The sequence below is a fragment of the Flavobacterium sp. YO64 genome, from assembly GCF_004119505.1.
GTDB lineage: Bacteria > Bacteroidota > Bacteroidia > Flavobacteriales > Flavobacteriaceae > Flavobacterium > Flavobacterium oncorhynchi.
In genome coordinates, this window is the sequence record NZ_NRQV01000002.1 from 159,417 (window position 1) to 180,567 (window position 21,151).

19 protein-coding genes and 2 tRNA genes are annotated in these 21,151 nt (G+C 33.7%); 11 read left to right on the forward strand and 10 right to left on the reverse strand.

The annotated features are described in order from the left end of the window. Positions 1–3: 3 nt before the first annotated feature. From BOW57_RS02025 to BOW57_RS02045, 5 genes are all read right to left on the reverse strand, one after another. Positions 4–333, reverse strand: a complete 330-nt coding sequence (locus BOW57_RS02025) for an MGMT family protein (protein ID WP_089053771.1) — start codon at positions 331–333, stop codon at positions 4–6. A gap of 132 nt (positions 334–465) precedes the next feature. Then, positions 466–1,104 (reverse strand): LysE family transporter, encoded by a 639-nt coding sequence (locus tag BOW57_RS02030; protein WP_129052868.1) that lies wholly within the window; start codon positions 1,102–1,104, stop codon positions 466–468. 42 nt (positions 1,105–1,146) lie between these two features. After that, on the reverse strand, positions 1,147–1,824 hold the full coding sequence (gene trmB / locus BOW57_RS02035; protein WP_089053773.1) for a tRNA (guanosine(46)-N7)-methyltransferase TrmB: 678 nt from the start codon (positions 1,822–1,824) through the stop codon (positions 1,147–1,149). A 148-nt stretch (positions 1,825–1,972) separates the two neighbouring features. Further along, positions 1,973–3,355 carry an ammonium transporter gene (locus BOW57_RS02040; RefSeq protein WP_129052869.1) on the reverse strand — a complete coding sequence of 461 codons (1,383 nt, stop codon included), beginning with the start codon at positions 3,353–3,355 and terminating at the stop codon, positions 1,973–1,975. A gap of 261 nt (positions 3,356–3,616) precedes the next feature. Then, positions 3,617–4,108 carry a nuclear transport factor 2 family protein gene (locus tag BOW57_RS02045; RefSeq protein ID WP_129052870.1) on the reverse strand — a complete coding sequence of 164 codons (492 nt, stop codon included), beginning with the start codon at positions 4,106–4,108 and terminating at the stop codon, positions 3,617–3,619. A gap of 193 nt (positions 4,109–4,301) precedes the next feature. On the opposite strand from BOW57_RS02045, the gene BOW57_RS02050 reads away from it, so the two are divergent. Beyond that, positions 4,302–4,970 (forward strand): hypothetical protein, encoded by a 669-nt coding sequence (locus BOW57_RS02050; RefSeq protein WP_129052871.1) that lies wholly within the window; start codon positions 4,302–4,304, stop codon positions 4,968–4,970. Between the two features lie 49 nt (positions 4,971–5,019). Here the strand turns inward: BOW57_RS02050 and wrbA are convergent, their stop codons facing one another. Then, positions 5,020–6,180, reverse strand: coding sequence for an NAD(P)H:quinone oxidoreductase (gene wrbA, locus BOW57_RS02055; RefSeq protein ID WP_129052872.1), 1,161 nt, complete (start codon positions 6,178–6,180; stop codon positions 5,020–5,022). 194 nt (positions 6,181–6,374) lie between these two features. Here wrbA and BOW57_RS02060 point away from each other — a divergent pair, with 194 nt between their 5' ends. After that, entirely contained in the window at positions 6,375–7,028 is a 654-nt protein-coding gene (locus BOW57_RS02060) for an oxidoreductase (RefSeq protein WP_129052873.1), read from the forward strand. A gap of 245 nt (positions 7,029–7,273) precedes the next feature. Here the strand turns inward: BOW57_RS02060 and BOW57_RS02065 are convergent, their stop codons facing one another. Beyond that, positions 7,274–7,588: an HPF/RaiA family ribosome-associated protein gene (locus BOW57_RS02065; protein ID WP_089053778.1), complete on the reverse strand. Its 315-nt coding sequence runs from the start codon at positions 7,586–7,588 to the stop codon at positions 7,274–7,276. Positions 7,589–7,800: 212 nt separating this feature from the next. Between BOW57_RS02065 and BOW57_RS02070 the strand changes: the two genes are divergently transcribed. After that, positions 7,801–8,532, forward strand: coding sequence for a PmeII family type II restriction endonuclease (locus BOW57_RS02070; RefSeq protein WP_129052874.1), 732 nt, complete (start codon positions 7,801–7,803; stop codon positions 8,530–8,532). Here BOW57_RS02070 and dcm read toward each other — a convergent pair. From dcm to BOW57_RS20815, 3 genes are all read right to left on the reverse strand, one after another. Beyond that, on the reverse strand, positions 8,505–9,752 hold the full coding sequence (gene dcm / locus BOW57_RS02075) for a DNA (cytosine-5-)-methyltransferase (RefSeq protein ID WP_206734729.1): 1,248 nt from the start codon (positions 9,750–9,752) through the stop codon (positions 8,505–8,507). The two genes, BOW57_RS02070 and dcm, sit on opposite strands and share 28 nt — an antisense overlap. A gap of 184 nt (positions 9,753–9,936) precedes the next feature. Beyond that, a complete protein-coding gene (locus BOW57_RS02080) occupies positions 9,937–11,673 on the reverse strand; it encodes an AsmA-like C-terminal region-containing protein (protein ID WP_241687364.1) in 1,737 nt (578 codons plus the stop codon). A gap of 173 nt (positions 11,674–11,846) precedes the next feature. Beyond that, a complete protein-coding gene (locus BOW57_RS20815) occupies positions 11,847–12,395 on the reverse strand; it encodes an AsmA family protein (protein WP_241687365.1) in 549 nt (182 codons plus the stop codon). Between the two features lie 246 nt (positions 12,396–12,641). On the opposite strand from BOW57_RS20815, the gene trxA reads away from it, so the two are divergent. The 8 genes from trxA to BOW57_RS02120 all read left to right on the forward strand — a co-directional run bounded on the left by trxA (position 12,642) and on the right by BOW57_RS02120 (position 21,150). Next, positions 12,642–12,959, forward strand: coding sequence for a thioredoxin (gene trxA / locus BOW57_RS02085; RefSeq protein WP_012023423.1), 318 nt, complete (start codon positions 12,642–12,644; stop codon positions 12,957–12,959). A gap of 270 nt (positions 12,960–13,229) precedes the next feature. Then, positions 13,230–15,803: a M1 family aminopeptidase gene (locus tag BOW57_RS02090; protein ID WP_129052876.1), complete on the forward strand. Its 2,574-nt coding sequence runs from the start codon at positions 13,230–13,232 to the stop codon at positions 15,801–15,803. Further along, complete coding sequence (locus tag BOW57_RS02095) at positions 15,800–16,726, forward strand: DUF58 domain-containing protein (RefSeq protein WP_129052877.1); 927 nt, start codon at positions 15,800–15,802, stop codon at positions 16,724–16,726. Before BOW57_RS02090 ends, BOW57_RS02095 begins: the two co-directional genes overlap by 4 nt. 86 nt (positions 16,727–16,812) lie before the next feature. After that, positions 16,813–16,886: transfer RNA gene (locus BOW57_RS02100), tRNA-Asp, on the forward strand. 425 nt (positions 16,887–17,311) lie between these two features. Continuing rightward, positions 17,312–17,385 (forward strand) — tRNA-Asp (locus tag BOW57_RS02105). Between the two features lie 167 nt (positions 17,386–17,552). Continuing rightward, positions 17,553–18,374, forward strand: coding sequence for an AraC family transcriptional regulator (locus BOW57_RS02110; RefSeq protein ID WP_129052878.1), 822 nt, complete (start codon positions 17,553–17,555; stop codon positions 18,372–18,374). 274 nt (positions 18,375–18,648) lie between these two features. Then, positions 18,649–20,004 (forward strand): TolC family protein, encoded by a 1,356-nt coding sequence (locus BOW57_RS02115; protein WP_129052879.1) that lies wholly within the window; start codon positions 18,649–18,651, stop codon positions 20,002–20,004. A gap of 96 nt (positions 20,005–20,100) precedes the next feature. Then, entirely contained in the window at positions 20,101–21,150 is a 1,050-nt protein-coding gene (locus tag BOW57_RS02120) for an HlyD family secretion protein (protein ID WP_129052880.1), read from the forward strand. Position 21,151: the final 1 nt, after the last annotated feature.

Below are 21,151 nucleotides of genomic sequence, written 5' to 3' on the forward strand. Positions count from 1 at the left end.
CACTTATATGGTAGAAATTTCCGGAGTCCAAAAATGTTTTTCGAAATCTACAATTTGATTGTTCACCACTTTTATTCCTTCGTTTTCTAAAAGCTGCTGCATTAAATTTGTTCCGTCGAAATGATGTTTTCCAGTCAAAAGTCCTTTTTGGTTAACGACTCTGTGTGCAGGAACATCATCCATATTATGACAGGCGTTCATTGCCCAGCCAACCATTCGCGCAGAGCGAGCAGTTCCTAAAGCTTTTGCAATTGCACCATATGAAGTTACTTTTCCAAACGGAATTTGTCTGGCGATTACATAAACTCTTTCGAAAAAATTTTCCTCAGCCATAAATTAAGTTTTTTTGCCACTGATTAAAAGGATTAAATAGATTTATCTGTCTGATCTGCAAAATCTGGGAGAAAAATATTTAATCACAAAGTAAAAAAATCATTTTAATGCTTATAATCTGTCGCCGTAAAATTATCCGAAATAATAGTTCAATATATTAAAAAGTGTTGCAATGGCAACTAAACCAGTTATACTTCCAATAATCGTGTTCATGTTTCGCATTAGGTAATCAGTTTTCTTTTCAATTCTTCCAAAGAATGCAATGTAGCTGTACAAAACAGCAAAAGAACCTAAAACAGAACCTAGAACAAAAGTAAAAATGGTGTTGTTTTCGAATGCAAAAAGATGATAAGAAGCCAGCGTTACACTTACCAAAACATAATATGGAATAGGGAAGAAGTTTAAGCCAGAAAGAAGCATTCCGAGAAAGAAACGACTTTTTTTACTGCTTTTTTTAATCTTTGATTTCTTTTTGCTTTGAGGTTCTTTGGCAATAAATAGAAAATAAATGGTTAAGATTGAAAAAATAACAAAACCAACTTCACGCAGCAAGGTCACAACATCTGGGCGATTGTCGATAACGCGGGCAAATAAAACAGCAACGTAAACCTGAAAAAAAATAACTAAAACAGCACCAATTACAAACCATAAGGCGTTCTTTTTCCCTTCTTTCAAGTTTATCTTAGCAGCCGTCATATTGATTAAACCCGGCGGAATAATCCCAATTGCAGCGGCAATAAAACCTGAAAGTAATGGAGTGAATAATGCCATTCAGTTGTTTTAGTAGGTTAAAAAAGAGGTTTTAAAATTAAATTAGTCTTTAATTTTGAAACGAATATACGTAATTGCCTTGTTAATTTCTAAATATTGTTTTTCATAAAAAGTCTGAAAAGCAGTAACTTCTTCAGGACTTCCCTCATTTTTGTACACATTATGATTTGCATACAAAACTTCGTGTCCTTCACCATGAAGTAATCCAAGTGTATAACCGTGCATAAATTCGCTGTCGGTTTTAAGATTCACGACACCGTCTTTTTTAAGGATTTTTTTGTACAATTTCAAGAACTCAGAATTCGTCATTCTGTGTTTTGTTCTTTTGTATTTGATTTGTGGATCTGGAAAAGTAATCCAGATTTCATCAACTTCGTTTTCTGCAAAAATATGATTGATTAATTCGATTTGAGTTCGAATAAATGCTACATTATGAAGGCCAGTTTCAACAGCAGTTTTTGCACCACGCCAGAAACGAGCGCCTTTAATGTCGATACCAATAAAATTTTTGTTAGGATATTTTTCAGCTAATCCAACAGAGTATTCACCTTTCCCGCATCCCAATTCTAAAACTAAAGGATTATCATTTTTAAAGAAATCAGAATTCCATTTTCCTCTTAAAGGCATTAAGTTACCTACAACTTCTTCTCTAGTTGGTTGAAAAACGTTTTGAAATGTTTCGTTTTCTCTGAATCTTTTTAGTTTATTTTTACTTCCCACTTTACAAAAATTTTCCGCAAAATTAAGGAATATAAACGAATGGACGAGATGTAATTATGGTTTAAATTTTTTTAGCCACAGATTTCACAGATTTTTTGGATTTCTTTTTTTTAATCTGTGAGAATGTGTGAAATCTGTGGCACATATTTTACCCATAATGTGGTTCAGTAATTGGCTGTGCTTTCGGATCAAGTGATTCATCGTGTTGTGATAAATCTAATCCCATATGTTCTGATTCCTCAGAAACTCTTAACGGAATAATGAAATTGGTTACTTTAAACAAGAAATAAGCTCCAAAGAAAGTAAATATAGAAACCAAAACTAGTGCCATCATATGGTGTGCAAATACATTCCAGCCTCCGTGCAGCAAGCTTGCATCTTTACCGTGTGCAAAAATTGCAGTTAAAATCATTCCCATAATTCCGCCAACACCGTGACAAGCGAAAACATCAAGTGTATCATCGAATTTTTTCGAAAAACGGCAATTTACAGCAGAGTTTGAAACTAAAGCAGTCACAAATCCAAAAAACATACTTTCTGGAACCGATACAAATCCTGCGGCAGGCGTTATGGCAACAAGACCTACAACTGCACCAATACAGGCGCCAAGTGCCGAAACCTTTCTTCCGTTCATTCGGTCAAAGAAAATCCAAGTTAACATCGCAGCAGCAGATGAAGTAGTTGTGGTTGCAAAAGCCATAGCGGCAGTTCCGTTTGCAGCAAGTGCAGAACCAGCGTTGAAACCAAACCATCCAAACCATAACATTCCAGTTCCTAGCAATACAAACGGAATATTAGTTGGTATATGCTGACTGTTTTTTCTTTTTCCTAAAACAATAACACCAGCAAGTGCAGCAAAACCAGAACTCATATGAACGACAGTTCCTCCAGCGAAATCTTTTACACCAAAATAACTTCCTAAAATACCTGTTGGATACCAAACAGAGTGGCATAAAGGCGCGTAAATAAAAATAGTAAATAAGCTGATGAAAAGTAAATACGAGATAAAACGAACACGCTCTGCAAATGAACCTGTAATAATAGCCGGAGCAATAATAGCAAATTTCATTTGAAACAAGGCAAAAAGCATAAACGGAATTGTATTGGCTAATTGTTTATGAGGCAAAACGCCCACATAATCCATAAAAGCAAAAGTAGTCGGGTTGCCAAAGAAACTGTAAAAATGATCTCCAGAACTAAAGCCAACAGGATCTCCAAAAGCTAAACTAAATGCGACAACAACCCATAAAAGTGTTACAACTCCTAGGCAGATAAAACTTTGAAGCATGGTCGAAATGACATTTTTCTTGCCTACCATTCCGCCATAAAAAAAAGATAATCCTGGTGTCATGATTAAAACCAAACAACAAGAGGTAAGCATCCAGGCAACATCGGCAGGTACAATATGTTCTGTTGTGCCAAATTCAGATAAAACATAACTGTTTTCAGTAACAGTTGGCCAAAATGCACCTGTAATGCAAATAATACTTATAATAATAAAGGAAATGATCCAGCGTTTCTCTATTTTCATTTTTCAAATACTTTATTGAACCCTATTTTTTTTGGGGTCAAAGTTAAAAAAAATAAATATTTAGATTTTGAGGGCTGTTAAAATAGCGGTTGTGTTTTAATTTTAGTTGATTTTGTAAAATTTGAGTTCTTTTTTTAAGACTACTTTATTTTGACGTTCTAAATTATACCCTAAATTGTCAATTGTATTATAATTAATTTGATTTAGGAAGCTGTAAAGCGCTATAAAAGTTATGTTTATAAGAATAAAGTCGAAAAATGTTTATTTTTTTTGAAGCTTTGCGATCAAAGCATCTTCAATTGGCGCTTTTATTTTAATTACTGTATTAACTTCATCGTTGGGAATTGTCATTGACAAAACATAATGTTGAATTTTCCATTCTTTTCCTACTTTAACCAAAACACCAGAACCGCGGCAGATTTTCATTTGCGTATTCAGTAATTCGTCAAACCAAGCAGTTTTCCCAGTTTTATCAAAAAAGACATGACGTTCTAAGGCCGTAAAATTCCAAGTTTTTCCTTTGTCAAAATAAGGTTTTGCCCAAACTTTAAAATCCTTTTTAGTCCAGTTTTCAGTCGCATCAGTTCCAATAAAAATTGCATCATCAGCCATTAAGTTAAAATAAGCGTCAAATTTTACATCGCCGGCAGCTTTGTGCCAAGCATCTATTGTTTGATTGATTTTATCTTTGTCTGAAGTTTGAGCATTTGTAAAAGCTGCAACGAATAAAAGTAATAAGAATGTTTTTTTCATGTGAGATAGTATTTAAGTTTAAAGGTATTAATTTTTTTGACCATATTGAACAATATAAAAACTTTGCGGTTTTGTGTCTTTGCGAAATTAATTCACACAGAAACTTCAAGTAAAACTTAAATGATCTTACATTTTTTATAGGATTTAATCTTAAAAAAACGATTATATTTGAGTGCTTTAAAATCGATACATCATGAATTCAAAAATACTTATCAGCTCTATATTTATTACATCCTTAGTTTTTACTTCTTGTAAAAAAGAATTAGAACCGCAGGAGAGCACACCAACTTCTGAATTAGTAAAATTAGGTTTGGCAAAAGATACTGCAAAAACGAAGTCAGTGGTAGAGCAACAGCAAATGCCTGCTGCAAACCCAAATACAGTTTTAAGCGAGACAAAAGGATTGAATCCTGCTCACGGAAAACCAGGGCATCGTTGTGATATTGCAGTTGGAGCTCCTCTAAATTCTGCTCCTACACAACAGGCTCAAACAACGCAGACTGCTCAAACGGTACAAGTAAATCCGAATCAAAAAAATGTAGTTACAACTACAGTTGCAGCACCCGCAAAAGTGGCTAAAGGAATGAATCCGCCACACGGACAACCAGGTCATAGATGCGATATCGCAGTAGGAGCACCTTTAAATTCGCCAGTTGCAAAAACTACTACCGCTGCAGCTTCAACTCCGCAAAGTGGAACAGCGACACAAAATTTTACGGTAACGCCGCCGGCTGCAAACCCAGTTCCAGCTTTGTTAAGTACAGAAACGCCTCAAAAGGTAGCCGAAGGAATGAATCCGGCACACGGACAACCAGGACATCGCTGTGATGTTGCAGTGGGAGCACCTTTACCAAAATCATAAAAAAGCGGAATACAATTGTATTCCGCTTTTTTGTTTTAAATGATATGTGCTATTCAATTTCAAAAATCGCCTGAATTTCTACAACCGAATTTATAGGAAGTGAAACTGCGCCAATTGTAGCTCTGGCATGTTTTCCTTTTTCTCCAAAAACCAAAGCGGTTAAATTTGAAGCCGAATTCATAATTCCAGCGTGTTGTGTATATTCAGGAGTAGTATTAAAAAATCCTGTTAACTGCACACATTGTTTTACTTTGTTTAAATCACCTCCGCAAGCTTCTTTTAAAACTGCAATTACATTCAGCATTGTTTGATACGTTGCTTCTTTTGCTTGCTCATCAGTAACATTTGCGCCAACTTTACCCGGATTTAAAATTTTCCCGTCTTTTAAGGCAACTTGATTAATATATACTTTATGATTTGAAATTGTATACGGAACATAATTCCCAACTGGTTTAGGAGCTTCAGGAAGCACAATATTGTTGTCTTTTAATGTTTTGTTGATGTCGCTTTTAATTTCTGTAGAAGTTGTTTTTACCGTTTTGATATTTTCGGTGTTTTTCAATCCAGATGCTGCTCTTGCTAAAGCTTTTCCTTGTTCTTTCGCTAAATTTAATTCGCTTTGAGAAGGTCGTGTTCCAGTTGATCCTGCTAATGAAGTGGCTCCAAATGGCATATTTCCTTGCGGTACTGATTTGTCTAAACCAGCTGTTCCCATAATTCCAGTAGGAACAATTATCATTCCGTGAGAAGCAAGAATATTCCAGAAAGATAAAATTGCAGCTTCTTTTCCTGCGCCAGATCCTGCAGACATAAATACAGTTGCAGGTTTTCCTTCTAAAGTTCTTGAAGTCCAAAGCGGAATACTTTGATTGAAAAAAGAATTCATATCGGCACTGATATTGGCAAAATGAACAGGACTTCCAAATGCGATTCCATCATAATTAGCCAATTCATCAATAACGGCAATTGGCAGTTTTTCTACATCAGAATTTAGTTTTTCTTTTGGATTTATAGAGGGAACTCTTTTTATAATTGCTTTTGTATTTGGATATTCCTGAATTCCTTCGGCAATCGCTTTAGCCATTTTATAAGTGCCTCCGTTTTGCGAATAAATTAAAACCAGAATATTTGTTTCGGGGGTTTTTACTTGTGCATTTGCACCAAAGCTTATAAAAACTGCGATTAATAATGCGAGTAATTGCTTTTTCATGAATGTGTTTTTTAAATTATGCTATAAAATCCCAATTATGCGTTTGTTTTCAAGTTTCATTTTTGGGACTGCAAATTTACTTCTTACAATATCGAAAAACGTTATTATTATCTTAATAAATAACATAGCACAAAAGGTTGTTCATGAAGTAAGCTGATAATTTTCTAACTTCGGGAAAATAAATTTTCTATTTTATGAAAAAAGCAATTGTATATGGCGCGAGCGGACTAGTTGGATCGTACATTCTAGAAAACTTATTGAATAATGATGCTTATGAACAAGTTGTAATTGTTGTTCGAAAAGATTTAAATATGCAGCATCCCAAATTAAAAACGCTTATAGGTGATTTTAATTCATTAGCCAATGTGGTGCAGGGTATTAAAATAGATGAAGTTTTTATTTCGCTTGGCACAACGCAAAAGAAAACACCAGATAAAAAAGTGTATTATCAAATCGATCATGATTATCCAGTTTTGGCAGCAAAACTCGCTAAAGAAAACGGAGCAAAATCAGTCTTCTTGGTTTCTGCAGTTGGAGCAAATGTAAATTCATCTGTTTTTTATGTGAAAACAAAAGGCGAGGCAGAACAAGATATTATTAATTTAAATTTTGAGCATACTTATATTTTTCGTCCTTCGATGATTTTAGGTGATCGAAGAGAAAATCGACCACTGGAAAAAGTTTTTAAAGCGGTTTTTAAAGTCATCAATCCGCTATTTGTTGGAAAATTAAGCGCTTATAAAGGAATTGAAGCGAGAGATATTGCAAAAGCAATGGTTAAAAGCGCTGCGAAACCTAATGAGCCAGTCAAAATACTGCAGTGGAAAGAAATGAATGCTTTATTGTAGCTTATTAGTGCAATTTGTTTAACACATAGAAACATAGTTTTTGTAGTCAAAATTAGGCGTTTCACTTATTTAGACACACCTAAACAGCTATGCGAAAGAAACATGTTTCTTTTTGTCTCCTTTTCGAATCATAAAATCTATGTTTCTATGTGTTTAATGTTTTTATTTTACGCAACAGGTTTACGATAAAAAAAATGGCATTATCTTGATTAGAGATAATGCCATTTTTGTATGTGATGTTTATATTAATGTGCCTTCAATTTTTCGAAAGTAGTAGTCAATGATTTTTTTACTTTAGTTAAAGCGCCGCTAAAAGCTTTTTCGAGAGTATCGGCATGTTCTGTTACGGTAATAGGCTGTAATTTTACAGGACGAACTTCGATTACACATTTTTTATCGTTTACACTAAATTTTTCTCCATTTTCATCTCCAAAGTGTACTTCGATACGAGTAATTTTATCTTCAAAACGTGCTAAACCTTTTTCTAATTCACCAGAAAAATAGGCTTCTAATCTTTCATGTCCTTCAATGTGTTTGTCTGTGTTGATCTGAATTTTCATAATGGTTTGTATTTTATGATTGTTTCTCAAATCTATCTTTTTTAGCGCAAAAAGCCAAAGAGATTAATAAAATATTATGAAAAATTGTTGAGTCTTTTTCGAATGAAAGTTACTTGTTTTTCATGAAATTGTTTTTTAATTTAAGTGTAAAGAATTGCTTTTTCTATAAATTAAAAACCTTATTTTAGCAGTCTAAAATTTTGATAAAAAACATGGAGCAAATAACGGAGGAGGAAAAAATTAAAGAAGTTGTAGAATATTTCAAAACATATATCTTTGAAAACCATATCACTGCTTCAATTAATACACATTCTAAGCTTAAAAATTACAATATAAATCCAATCGTTGTAAAGTATTTATCTAAAGTCTTAGAAAATGATTATACTCCAATTGGAGTTGCAAAAGCATTATATTATCCAAGAGTTCTAGGAACTTCAATAAATACTTCATTTGGAACAAGAATACAAAATATGTTTGTAGACTTAAAAATTGCTGAGGGCTCCTTAATAAAAGGAATGGATATTGAGTTTGTTGATAAAATTGATAATCGTAAAAAGTGGTGCCAGCTAAAATCTGGGCCTAATACTATCAATTCTGAGGATGTAAAGCCTTTAATTAATAAATTTACCGATACAATTAATCTTGCCCGTACAAATAAAGCATTTAAAAATATTAATAATACTGATTTTATAGTTGGTGTTCTTTATGGTGAACAATCTGACTTGAGTATTCATTACAAAGTTATCGACAAAACGCATCCCGTAATAATAGGTAAAGAATTTTGGCATCGGGTTACGGGGTTTCCTGATTTCTATGAAGGACTAGTGGAAAACCTTCAAATATTAATTGAGAATATTGATACTCAAGATTTAATAAATAAAGGTGTTGAAGAATTAGCTAAAGAAATAGAAATTTCTCAGCTTTTTAAATTTAGAGAATCGTAATATTGATTCAAAAATTTAACAATCGAATATCCAACTTCCTTTCCTAAATTCACTGGAACGGCATTGCCAATTTGTTTATATTGCTGAGCAATTGAACCTGAAAATTGCCAATCATCTGGAAATGTTTGAATTCTTGCATATTCACGAACAGTAAACGGTCTTGTTTCTTCAGGATGACATCTTTCTGTTTGTTTTTGTGCTGGGCTACAAGTTAAAGTTAGACAAGGTTCATCCCAACCAATTCTTCTTGCGATTCCTGTTTTTCCTCCACCAAGATAAAAACTTCCTCCCATAAATTCTTTTTGAATATCTATAGGTAAATCTCTCCAATATCCTTTTTGAGGAACTAGTTTTAAAACATCAACTTTACTTTGTGGGTATTTTGAACCTCCTGAATGTGGAACATCACAATCAAACAAATCGCTCTTTTTTAAAGCATCTTTTAAATTGTAGATCTTTTTATATGGTTTTGGATATTCATATTTCAAGTCAATATCTTTTCTAATACCAACTAAAATTAATCTCTCTCTTTTTTGAGGAACGTTAAAATTAATGGCTTTTAAGACTTGGATAGGCACCACGTTGTAGCCAATTTCATCTAAAATAGAAATCATCCCTTGGATTGTTTTGCCGTTGTCATGGTTTAATAAACCACGAACATTTTCTCCAATACAAATTGGAGGATTAACTTCTTTCACAGCTCTAGCAAATTCATAAAACAATGTTCCTCGAGCATCAGCTAAACCAAGTTTTTTTCCAGCATAACTAAAGGCCTGACAGGGAAAACCACCAGTGACAACATCTACTTTATTATGATATTCTGAAAAATTAAACTTTTTTATGTCTCCTTCTAGAACATTCCAATTTGGTCTATTGGTTCTTAATGTTTCACATGCCCATTTGTCGATTTCATTAAGGGCAACACATTTCAATCCAGCCTTTTCCATTCCAATAGCTAGTCCGCCTGCCCCAGCAAAAAGTTCTAAAACAGTATAAGTATGTTCTGGTTCTGCATAATTGGAAAGAGTTTCTTGTATTTCATCATCTACAAAACTTGAAAAAAGAGAGTTTATTTCTGATTTTTTGTACATTCTATAATTACTCATAGGTTCGCGTACAGCATTCAATTTACCTTCATTATCCCAGCGTCTTAAAGTTTCTTTACTCTTTCCTAACAATTCTGATGCTTCAGACAATGAAATATAATCACTCATAACCAAGTTGTTTAACATTATACAATGGTTACAAAAGTAATTCAAAAAAAGCCATAATTAAAAGTGTTTTTTGTTATAAATTGGAACAAAATATATTTGATTTTTTACTTTACTAAAGATCATTTAGATATGAGAAAATTAATTCAGTACATTTTTTAGTTTCTTTTCAAAACATTCCATTTCAATAAAGTCACTTATCCTTCTTCCCCCACTTAATCTTCATTTTTCCATTATCATCAAGAGCAATTAAATGCAGGACAATTCCGCGGTCGCGAACAGCATCACGCTCTGCTTTGCTGGCGAGTTTAGCGTCGTTTTTAGAGTTTCTAAGCGGGATTGTTAAAGCGAGATTGGTTCCTCGGCCAAAAGAGTAAATTCCGTCAACATCAATGTTTAGTACGCTGGAACTTATTGTTAAATTATTTACGTCTACTTGTTCGCCGCGCATATTAAGATGACCAGACAAATCGCTGAAAGTGATATTCTCGACATCACGAAAAGGAAAAGCAAACTTGCCTATTTTTACAATTGGCTGAAAATTTACCAAAGCACCTTGATTAACATTAAAATCGAGTTTGCCGTGCACCGAATTGGTGATTAATTCTCCGTGACTATTAATAAAACCGTTTACATTGGCAGTGCTTGTAAGACGGCCTTTAATATTGTTTGGACTGAAAGATGTGATTCCAAAATTGTTAAACGATTTTAAAAAACTTGCAATATCAACTCGGTTAACCTGTGCGTTTGAGCTAAAAGCATAGTTGTTTCCGCTGGGTTTAACTTCGCTGTTAAAAGTAATATTGCCACCCGAAGTTTGCAGAGAACCATTTTTTATAAGAAGTCTCGAATCGATCATTTGTATGCGTGCCGTTGTGTTTGTAGCGGTCAATTTATTGTAATTTATTTTGTCTGCTTTAATGTCAATAACAACAGCACATTTTTCGATTACAGTTCGTAAGTGATTTGAGATCGTTGTTTTTTTGTTTTTAACCACAGTTTTGCTTTTTTGAGATGAGGTCAAAATACCCAAGAATTGTTTAAGATCAATATTCGGGCAGTAAATATTCCAGTTTACAACCATTTTTTCAGGCGCATCATAGTACAGATTCAAGAAATTATCGATTTTTCCATCGATAATAATAGAATTTTTATTGTGTTTGTAAGTGATTTTTTTAATGAGTAAAGCCTGTTCGGTAAAGTCGAGCTGCACGTTTACTTTTTCGGCATGAATTTTTTTCGGAATAAAATCAAACGAAGTGTTTTCGACGTTTACACTGCCAATAAATTTAGGTTTGTTGATGTATAAATCGACAATGTCAAACTGAAAGTTCAAATTAGCTTTTGCATGACCTTCAGAAAAATGAATCCATTTGTCATTGCTTACTTCATTTAATTTTTCGACATCAAAATCAGAATTTACAGTTCCAGTTGCAATAGGTTTTTCAAGATTATTGATGGATAACTGCGGAATTGAAAGCGGAATATTTTGATATTCTCCAGAAAATCGAGTTAAAATTACAGCTGAATTTGGGTCATTAAACCCTTCCTTCGGCTTGAAATTATTGGTAAAAATTCCCTTAAAATTACATTTCTTAATTTGTCCATCAGGAATCGTAAGCTCATTGTTTTTACACATTGCCTGCACCACTATTTTAGGATCGTCATGAACATTTAAATCTCCTTTAAGATCGCAGTTTACGGCAATTGGCTCTTTCAGATTAAATCGGTTAAGCTTAGAACTAATATTTGCCGATAATAAATTTGATGCATTGCTCCATAAAATATGAGTGTCGATATTGATTCCAAAAAGCGAATTGCTTTTTCCGATATTAAAATACGCCACAATATCAAACGAATCGGTACCTATTTTTAAGCCTTTGGTTACAATGTCAATTTTTTGTTTGTCTGCAGAGTACGATACATTCAAGGTCCCTTTTAGTTCCTTTTGCTTAGCAAAACTTCCGTGAACGGTATTAAAAGCAAGACTGTTTATTTGAGTGTCTAGAAATAAATCAGTACTCCAATCGTCTCCATCGTAATTTACTTTAGAATTTAAATTGTGAACATCAAAATCAAATAATTTATTTCCGAGTTGGTTATTTATGGTAACCCTAACATTGCTGAGGTCGATTTGGTCAATTGTAGTTTCAGTTTCTGATTTCTTTTGCGGATCTTTTTTCTTTTTGGTTTAAAAATGTCTGAATTTGTATATCCGTCTTTCGTTTTATAAATGTAAATATCAGCGTCGTTAATAAGGATTTTATGAATATTGACTTCATGATGCAATAAACTCCAAATATTGAGTCGGGCTTCAATTTCTTTGGCTTTTAATAAAGTATGATGATGCGTGTTCCATTTTTTGTCTTTGAGCTCGATATCATTTAAGGCTAAAGTGAAATTGGGAAAACCAGTTAAAAACTTATAGTGAAAGTCGCCAATATGAAAGTCACCATTTATATTTTCATTGATTTTGGCGTTTACTTTGGCAATAATTTCGGTTTTATTTCTGTTGAAATAAATCGATAATCCTCCGCAGGCAATTAAAAGTAACGCAATGAGTCCCAAGATAAAATAACCAAAGCGTTTAGCGTATTTTTTAAAACCAACCGACTGAAAAAAGTTTTTTATTTGTTGTAAAGTTTCTCTCATCTGGATAAATTTTTCTGGATCATTAAAGGTAAGCTAAAAAAGAATGTTATTCTTAAAAAGATTACAGCAAGTCAATTGCAAGTTTAAACTGATAAAATAGAGCTTTAATTACTGATATAATTAAAGACAATACATTTATAATGAAAACTAATTTACTAATGACGTTTCATTTGTTTTAAATTTTTAAATTTGTACTCTAGTTTGAAACATAACAATTCAGACGATAATTTTAAAAGATAAGAAATTATGGCATTAGCAATAACAGATGCTACTTTTGATGAAGTAGTTTTAAAATCAGATAAACCAGTAATGGTAGATTTTTGGGCAGCATGGTGTGGTCCTTGTAGAATGGTTGGTCCAATCATTGACCAATTAAGCGATGAGTACGCAGGAAAAGTAGTTGTTGGTAAAGTAGATGTAGATGCAAACCAAGAATTCGCTGCAAAATATGGTGTGCGTAACATACCAACCGTTTTGGTGTTTCATAACGGTGAAGTAGTAGGAAAACAAGTAGGAGTGGCTCCGAAACAAACCTACGCAGATAGTTTAGACGCTTTGTTGTAATCGTAAGATTATGATTTATATAAAAGAGGTTTGGCGAAAGTCAAACCTTTTTTATTTGTTTTTTTGCCACAGATTAAAGGATTAGAATGATTTATTTTACGCAGATTTTATTTAGATATTAGATATGAAAATCTGCGTATATTTTTTAAAATCTGCGTGAAAATTATTGAATCTGTGGCAAAAAAAACAGGTTTAAATTTTAATAGGTAGAAACTAGTGAATTCGTGGCAAACATTTTTTATTTTTAACGAATCTTATATTCCTTAAAAAATGAAAAATCTATACACCTTTCTTTGCTTTGTTATGTTGATTCCAAGTTGTTTTTCGCAATCAAAAGAAAAAGAAAGTGCAATTTTAGAAAGTGGTGTTTCAGAGCAATTGGCACAATTTCGTAAAAAACAAATTTCAGATGTTCAATATAATTTGTCTTTTGAGATTCCCAATCAAAAAGAAGAAAATATAAATGCTCATTTGATTGTAAATCTAAATTTGACTGATCTAAGTCAGCCCTTGCTTTTAGATTTTAAAGAAAAAACGTTGAACATAAAATCAGTTGCCGTAAACGGAAAAAGCATGGCAATTGTTCATGAAAAAGGACATATTGTAATTTCTCCCTTAGCTTTAATTATGGGAAAAAATACAATCTTAATATCCTTCATTGCAGGGAATTTATCGTTGAATAGAAATGATGATTTTCTCTATACTCTATTAGTTCCAGATCGTGCAAGTACATTGTTTCCATGTTTTGATCAGCCAGACATAAAAGCGACTTATAAATTGAGCCTTACTGTGCCAAAAGATTGGTCGGTTTTGGCTGGCGCCGATGTAAAAGAGAAATTAGAAAAAGGTGATTTTACTTTGTATACTTTTGGAGAATCAGATAAAATGAGTACCTATTTGTTTTCTTTTGTTGCCGGAAAATTCAAAAGTACCACGCAAAAACCTGGTTTAGAAATGACAATGCTGTATCGAGAAAACAGTCAGGAAAAATTTCGCGTAAGCGCCGATACTATTTTTAATTTGCATCAACAATCTTTAAACTTTTTAGAAAAATATACCAATTATAAATTCCCATTTCAAAAATTAGACTTCGCTTCAATTCCCGTTTTTCAATATGGCGGAATGGAACATGTTGGTGCAATTCAATATCGAGAGTCAACTTTATTTCTAGACAACAGTGCAACCGACAGCGAGAAATTAAACCGAGCAAAACTCATTGCGCATGAAACCTCACATATGTGGTTTGGCGATTTGGTAACCATGAAATGGTTTGACGATGTTTGGATGAAAGAGGTTTTTGCCAACTTTATGGCAGATAAAATTATGAACCCAATTTTTCCGAAAGTCAATCATAATTTACAGTTTTTTACAGCCCATTATGCCACCGCTTACGCAGAAGATCGATCTTTGGGAACACATCCGATAAAGCAGCATTTGGCGAATTTAAAAAATGCGGGCTCGCTTTACGGCGCTATTATTTACAACAAAGCACCAATTATGATGCGTCAGTTAGAAGCTTCGATGGGAAAAGAAGCTTTTCAGAAAGGAATCCAAAAATACATTCAAAAATACGCCAATGACAATGCCGACTGGAATAATCTTGTAGAAATTCTGGATGCCGAGACGTTTCTTGATATGAAAAAATGGAGTGAAGTTTGGGTAAACAAATCTGGAAGAGCCATTTTTATAGATAAGATTGAATACGACTCTAAAAACAGAATCAAGAAATTTGAAATTCAACAACAAGCAGAAGATAAAACTGATAATGTTTGGCCGCAAATTTTTCAAATTGGTTTTGTTTATACAGATAATGTAAAAGTTTTAACCGCGAATATTAAAGAGCAAAATCTAGTTTTAAAAGAAGCTGTTGGACTTGAAAAACCACTTGCTGTTGTTTATAATTATAACGGTTTTGGATACGGTGTTTTTCCGCTTGACGAGAATAATTTAAAGTATATCGCAACGCTGAAAGACGAGGTTGCAAGAGCATCGAGTTATAGTAATCTTTATGAAAATACATTGATTGGAAATATCTCGCCAGACAAAGCTTATGATTGCTTTTTAAAAGGGATTCAGACAGAAGAAAACGAATTGGTTTTGAGAATTGCCTCAAATAATTTGAATACTATTTATTGGAGATTATTTACCGAAAAACAACAAAATAAAGTTCAGAAACAACTTGAAATAGTTTTGAATGAACGTTTGCAGGCGAATTTATCGGCGAATATTAAAAAGACTTTATTCGGATTGTTCAGTTCGATTGCCTATTCAGATTCGGCGAAAGCTAAATTATATCAGATTTGGAATAAGGAAATTGTAATTTCCGGCTTAAAATTAAATGAAGACGATTTTACGAATATGGCAATGAACTTGGCGATTTTCAAACATGAAAAAGCCGACGAAATTCTGGAAAAAACAAGAACAACAATTACAAATCCTGATAAAAAGAAACGATTTGAATTCTTGCTTCCATCATTGTCAAAAGATGAATCGGTTCGAAATGCTTTTATGGAATCTTTAAAAGACGATTCAAACCGCGAGAAAGAATCGTGGGTTTCAGTTGGTTTGAGTAATATTCACCACCCATTACGTCAGGAAAGTGCACAAAAATATATTAGATTTTCATTAGATTTAGTCGATGAAATTCAGCGTACAGGAGATATTTTCTTCCCGAAAGACTGGCTGGATAATACCGTTGGGAGATATTCGTCTAAATATGCTTTTGATGAAGTACAGCGATTCTTAAAAGAAAATCCTAATTTTAGTCCGATCTTGAAACGTAAACTATTTATGGCGACAGATTTGCTTTATAAATCGCAAAATATTAAAAAAGAAACCGAATGAAAATCGAATCGGAAATAGAGAAAGTCTCGAGTTTTCAGCATCTCGAAATGCTGGCGAATCAAGTTGTGGAAGGTTTTATATCCGGAATGCACAAGAGTCCGTTTCATGGATTTTCGGCTGAATTTGCGGAGCATAAAGTCTATAATGCAGGCGAAAGTACCAAGCATATTGATTGGAAATTGTTTGCTAAAACAGATCGTTTATACACAAAACGTTTTGAGGAAGAAACTAATTTACGTTGTCATTTAATTGTCGATAATTCGTCGTCGATGCATTATCCAGAATTAAAATCAGATCGGCCATTTTATGAAAAGAAGATTGGTTTTGCAGTTTTGGCGTCGGCGGTTTTGATGAATATTTTAAAGAAACAGCGCGATGCCGTTGGTTTAAGCGTTTTCTCCGATAAATACGAATATTACGCACCTGAAAAAGGAAGCGATCGCCATCATAGGATGCTTTTGAATAAATTGGAAGAATTATTGGTGCAGCCAAAAGTCAAAAAAACGACCGATACGATTACATATTTGCATCAAATAGCAGAGAAAATGCATCGTCGTTCGATGATTATTTTGTTTACCGATATGTTTCAGACCGAAGATGACGAAAAGCTTTTTAATGCTTTACAACATCTAAAGCATAATAAACATAAAGTAGTTTTGTTTCATGTTGTTGATAATGAAACGGAGTTAAAATTTGATTTTGACAATGCGCCGAGAAAATTTATCGACTTAGAATCAGGAGAAGAAGTTTCAATTTTTGCTGATAATGTTAAAATTGAATATGAAAAAAGGGTAGAAGCCTACTTTAAAAATCTGGCTTTAACCTGCGCAAAGAACCAAATTAAGTACGTACCGGTAAATGTTGGCGATAATTTTGAAAAAATATTGACAACATATTTGGTTGAAAAACAAAACTTTGGATAAACATTTGAAAATTTATTTCATTTTTTTTACAAAAACACTTGCAGAAATGAAATTCTGTACTATCTTTGCAACCGCAATAACGCAGAGGTTTGGTAGTTCAGTTGGTTAGAATACATGCCTGTCACGCATGGGGTCGCGGGTTCGAGTCCCGTCCAGACCGCAATATTGGGAAAAGCCTTTCTTAACGGAAAGGCTTTTTTGCCCAAAAACGGTATCTAAGATTAGTTGTGTTGTTTTGCTACGACTTTGTAACTCGTAGCTGGTTTAGTAGTTAGACCAATGAAAAGCTTTCCACTTTTGTGGATGGCTTTTTTGATTTAAGACACTTTTGGTTTTTTGTTTTCAACCGCAAAGAGCGCTAAGATTTACGCAAAGGTTCGCAAAGTTTAAATGTAGCTTTGCGAACCTTTGCGCTTTTACATTGTGTGCCTTTCGGTTAAAAAGAAAGAAAGTTCTTCTTTTTTGTTTTAAAAGTGAAATTTTAAAATATTGGAATTTAACCAATTAAAAATTTCTCAAATTTTATTCGCTAAAAAGCTTGTAAAATCAAAGATCTGTTGTATTTTTGCACTCGCAATAACGCAGGGTTTGGTAGTTCAGTTGGTTAGAATACATGCCTGTCACGCATGGGGTCGCGGGTTCGAGTCCCGTCCAGACCGCCTAAGTTGTTAAAAGCCTTTCTTAACGGAAAGGCTTTTTTGTTTTTGTATTTAACCGCAAAGAGCGCTAAGATTTACGCAAAGTTCGCAAAGTTTAATTTAGCTTTGCGAACTTTGCGCTTTTACCTTGTGTGCTTTGCGGTTAAATTTCTTCCTATCTTTATATTATGGAACATTCCGGTCAAAAACTCGATAAATATTACATAAAGAAAGTAGATGCCGATAAAAAAAGCATTTACTGCCACCACGATTTGATGGGCGAATTATTTGTGCCTCCGCACAGACACAACAAAGCACAATTACTGTATGCTGAAGGCGATGTCGTTTTTGTAACGACTGAAACCAAAACCTATTTTTTACCAGCAAGACATTTTATCTGGATTCCGAGTGGAGTGGAGCACAGCATCGAACCAAAATCTGAAAGTGTTACGATGCGAAACTTATACTTTCCAGTAGAAAAAGACGAAGACGACTTTTATAAAATAGAAGGAATTTATCCAGTCAATAATTTACTGCTGCAAATGATGCTTTTTACCAATCGATGGAACGGTGATCTTAAAAAGGGAACTCCGAATTTTGCAATTGCCAAAGCGATAAAAGCGATTTTGCCCCAAATATGTACTAATAATTTACCTTTAGAATTACCGCAGCCAAAAGACAAACGACTTAGTAAAATTCTTCGTTATATTGAGAATAATTTGGGCGAAACGATTCTCTTTGCCGATGTTGCCCATGAATTTGGTTACAGCGAACGCTCTTTGTATCGCTTGTTTCAAAAAGATCTCAATATGTCTTTTATTCAATATTATACTATTCGCCGAATTTTAAAAGCAATCGAACTTTTATTAGAAAGAAAACTTTCTGTAAAAGAGGTAGCCGAAGAAGTTGGTTACAATAGTGTTCCAACGTTCAGCAACACATTCTTCAAGATTTTAGGACAAAGACCCTCTGATTACTTAAACGGAGAAGAAATCTTAGAGCGAAAATAAAAATTTTGTTTCACGTAGATTCGGCAGATTAGAGCAGATAATTATTTGATTCTATGATTTTAAAAATAAAAATCTACATGCATCAGCTAAAATCTGCGTAAAATATCACAATCCAAATCTATTTTGTAATAAATTGTTTTTCAATGTTTTAATATAACGTTTTCGGAAAATTCGATTTTAACATTTGTCCGAAATGAATATGTTCTTGGCTTTTTAGAATTATCAGTCAACAGAAAAATGAAGGAACTTTGCAGCATAAAATATTTATTTATTCATGTTCCTTAAAACAACAAATTCTACAGACGACTGTTTTTCCAGAATCCTGCTGTTATTCTTAATGGTATTAACATTCAATGGCTTACAAGCGCAGGAAGTTCATTCGGTTTCATTACAAGAAGCTTTGAAACTGGCTAAAGAAAACAACAAAAAAATCCTTAGATCTCAATTGGAGGTCACGCTCTCAGAGCAAAACATCAAAGAAAGAAAAGAACTTCGACTTCCGGATGTACAACTAAATGGGATGTATTCCAGAATTACAAACATTACCGAATTTAAAGGAAGCGGTTTTTTAAAAGACAAAGAAGTTACACCGGCAATTCCTGAAATTTACGAGGTCAATTCGACTTTTAAAATGCCAATTTATGCGGGTAATAAGATTAATAACGCCATCAAAATTGCGAATCAGGAAAACGAAATTGCGAAAATAAAAACCGAAAAGGTTGAAAATGACATCGAACTTGAAGTCGTGGCAAACTATCTGGCGATTTATAAAATGATGGAGCTTCAAAAGATTTTTGAAGAAAACATCAAAGAAGAAAAAAGCCGACTGAAAGAAGTGCAATCTCTTCAAAAACATGGAACGGTTACGAAAAATGAAGTTATTCGTGCCGAATTACAGCTTTCGGATCGTGAGTTGAATGCGCTTACAAATTCCAAAAACATAAAAATTGCGCTTCACGATCTGAAAACTTTAATTCAGATTCCAGAAAATGAGGAAATAGTAATCGATACAACATCAAATCTGGACGAAATGAACGGTTTAGATCCTTATGACTATTATATGACTAAAGCTTTGCAAAACGAAGAAATGCGTATCGCAAGTCAGGAATTAAATATCAGCAAAACAGAGTTGAAACTGGTTAAAGGAAATTATCTGCCAAGCGTTCACTTCTTTGGGAACTATGGTTTTTATTATCCAAACTATAAATTTTTTCCACCAAATCCCTATTTGTATACTTTGGGACAAGTTGGAATTGAAGCGACTTTTGACCTTTCGTCTTTGTATAAAAACAAAACCAAAATGGAGCAGGCAAATACGAAAATCAGATGGCAGGAAATGCAGTCGGAAATTGTAAAAGAGGAAATTCAAGACAAGCTTTATAAAGAACATACACAGTATCAGGAAATCCTTGAAAAGTTTGTGGTTGTTGATAAAGCTCTGGATTTAGCCAATGAAAATTACCGAATTGTTAAGGTGAAATATTTAAATCAATTGGTTTTAATTACCGAAATGGTCGATGCTGATAATGCTTTACTTCAGGCGAAATACAACAAAATTTCTACTCATTTAGATGCGGTTTTAAAACATTACGAACTGCTTCATACGGCTGGGATTATGCCTCAGAGTTAGATGGTGAAAGATTATGCTAAAGCCTTAGAAGAAAGAGTAAAGAAGCAAGACTTAGAAGTTAGAAAATAGAAATAGACAAGAAAAGATATAGAGTTTATGGTTAAGATAAAAAATGAAACTAGAAGAAACAGAACGTTTCATATATTAATAACAATTATTGCGTGTACGCTTGTGGTGAGCGGGGTTATTTTAGGAATTTGGTTTTATGTATTCAATAGAAACCACGAAGAAACTAATGATGCTCAGGTGGAACAATACGTAACGCCAATTATGTCGCGTATTACAGGTTATGTACAGGAAGTTCGTTTTAACGAAAACCAGTTTGTGCATAAAGGCGATACTTTGGTTGTGATTGACAATCGTGAATACAAATCGAAATTGAATGTGGCTCTTGCCGATGTTCAAAACGCGCTGCAAAACAGCGTTGTGGCGCAGAAAAATGCAGTTACAACAGCAAGTGCAACGGCAATTAACGAATCGCAGTTAGAAGGCGCAAAATCGAATCTTTGGAAAACTAAATTAGAATACGAAAGATATAAAGCTTTGGTTAAAGATGAAGCGGCAACTTCTCAGCAATTAGAAAAAGTAAAAGCAGATTACGAATCGGCGCAAGCGCATTTTGCGGAAATGAAAAACAGAATTCATTCGGCAACTTTAAGTACATCGGTTGCTGAAGCAAATGTTCCGACAACGCAGACTAATATTGCGTCAAAGCAAGCTGTGGCTGATAATGCGGCATTATTTCTTTCGTACACTATAATTACTGCGCCTTACGACGGCTGGGTTGGAAAACGAACTTTACAGCCAGGACAATTGGTAAAAGAAGGGCAATCATTATTATCAATTGTAAGCAAAGAAAAATGGATTACAGCCAATTTTAAAGAAACACAATTGCAGTATTTAACCGTTGGTCAGGATGTTGAAATAAAAGCCGATGCTGTGAGCGACAAAATGTTCATTGGTACAATTGCTTCTTTGTCTCCAGCGAGCGGGGCAAGATTTTCATTGCTTCCTCCAGATAATGCAACGGGAAACTTCGTAAAAATCGAGCAAAGAATTCCAGTTAGAATTCAATTAAAAAACACCGACAAACAAGCTGATTTTTTAAGAGCGGGAATGAATATTACTGTGATTGCAGCACACTAAA